Source organism: Thiohalomonas denitrificans, assembly GCF_900102855.1.
Taxonomy (GTDB): domain Bacteria; phylum Pseudomonadota; class Gammaproteobacteria; order Thiohalomonadales; family Thiohalomonadaceae; genus Thiohalomonas; species Thiohalomonas denitrificans.
On record NZ_FMWD01000027.1, the window covers coordinates 1 to 1,829 of the forward strand.

The following is a 1,829-nucleotide window of genomic DNA, read 5'->3' on the forward strand; positions in this document are numbered from 1 at the left end:
GATGGTGGCGGTATCGGCAATGTGCTTTATGTGGACGCCCCCGGGGTTCGCGTCGAGGGGTTGACCATCAGGGGTTCGGGTGTCGACCTTACCGACCTTGATTCGGCTATCTTTGTCACTCCTGAGGGCGCTGGCGTCCTTATTGTCGGCAACCGCATCGAAGAGAGTGCGAGCGGTATCTGGCTCGACAGCTGCGACAATTGGCGAGTGGTCGGTAATCGCATCAGTGGCCGTATCGACTTGCGCTCCCAGGATCGGGGCAATGGCATCCATCTCTCCAATACCAACGGCGGCTATGTCGCTGATAACGAGATCTGGCAGGTGCGGGACGGCATCTACATCGAGACCTCCAATAACAGCACTCTGCACGCCAATGAAATGTATGATTTGCGTTATGGCATCCATTACATGTATGCCCATGACAATACTGTGACCGATAACTATACCCACGACACCCGCACCGGCTATGCCCTGATGCAGTCGCGCCGGCTAACGGTCACCGGCAACCGCTCCGAGCGGGACCAGAACTACGGCATGCTGCTGAATTTCATTACGGATAGCACCATCTCCCGAAACCGGGTGACCGATGCGCGCATCGGGACCAATCTGGCCGGGGGGGATATCGAGGGGGCGGACGGCAAGGCGCTGTTCGTCTACAACGCTCCCTACAACGAGATCCAGGGCAACCTTTTTGCCCGCAGCGACATAGGCATTCATCTGACCGCCGGCTCCGAGGGCAATCAGTTCTGGGAGAACGCTTTCGTTGGCAACCGCACCCAGGTCAAGTACGTCGTCAATCGCGAGCAAGAGTGGTCACGTGACGGACGCGGCAATTACTGGAGCGACTATCTGGGTTGGGACCGTGATGCCGACGGTATCGGCGACCGACCCTATGAACCCAACGATGCGGTAGACGCGCTGTTCTGGCGTTTTCCGTTGGCGCGCATTCTGATGAACAGCCCGGCAGTGGAGATACTGCGTTGGGTTCAGCAGCAGTTCCCGGTTCTGAAACCCCAAGGGGTTCGCGACAGCTATCCGCTGATGGTGCCCCCCGAATTTGTGGAAATACGATGAGTACACCTGCAGTCCGGCTTCAAGATGTTCACAAGCACTACGGTTCACTGAGGGCACTCGATGGCCTCAGCCTGGAGGTGGGCGCCGGTGAGGTGCTGGGTCTGCTTGGCCATAATGGTGCCGGCAAAAGCACCACTATCAAGTTGATCCTCGGGCTTATCGAGGCGACCGGCGGTGAAGTGCAGGTGCTGGGCCGCTCTCCCTGCGGACAGGACAACCAGAAGCTGCGCATGATGCTCGGTTACCTGCCGGAAAGCGTCCGTTTCTACGAACAGCTCTCCGGCCGTGAGGTGCTGGATTACTTTGCCCGCCTGAAGGGAGTGGATCGAAAACAGGTTGGCAGGCTGTTTGAACAGGTGGGACTGGCCCATGCCGCCGACCGGCGGGTGAAAACCTACTCCAAGGGGATGCGGCAGCGCCTGGGCCTGGCTCAGGCACTATTGGGACAACCAAAGTTGTTGCTGCTTGATGAGCCGACGGTGGGCCTTGATCCACTGGCGACACGGGAGTTTTACCAGCGTGTCGATGAATTGCGCCGACAGGGCACCACCGTCATTCTCTGCTCCCATGTCCTGCCGGGGATCGAAGAGCACATCGATCGGGCCGTGATCCTTGCCGAGGGAAAATTGCGGGCGGCAGGAAGTGTTGCCGAACTGCGCAGGCAGGCGGAGTTACCGCTCACGATTGAGGTGCACGGCCATTGGTCCGACGGGGCCTGGAACGATGTGGCGGGGCAATACACGGTGAATCAGATA

General features: G+C 59.0%; 2 protein-coding genes. Both read left to right on the top strand.

Annotated elements, in window-relative coordinates:
* The coding region (locus tag BLP65_RS16535) for a nitrous oxide reductase family maturation protein NosD (RefSeq protein ID WP_139181551.1) at positions 1 to 1,074 on the top strand (1,074 nt) is incomplete at its 5' end.
* Positions 1,071 to 1,829 (top strand): ABC transporter ATP-binding protein (locus BLP65_RS16540; RefSeq protein WP_092999406.1); only part of this gene is annotated, 759 nt, incomplete at its 3' end. The genes BLP65_RS16535 and BLP65_RS16540, both read left to right, overlap by 4 nt.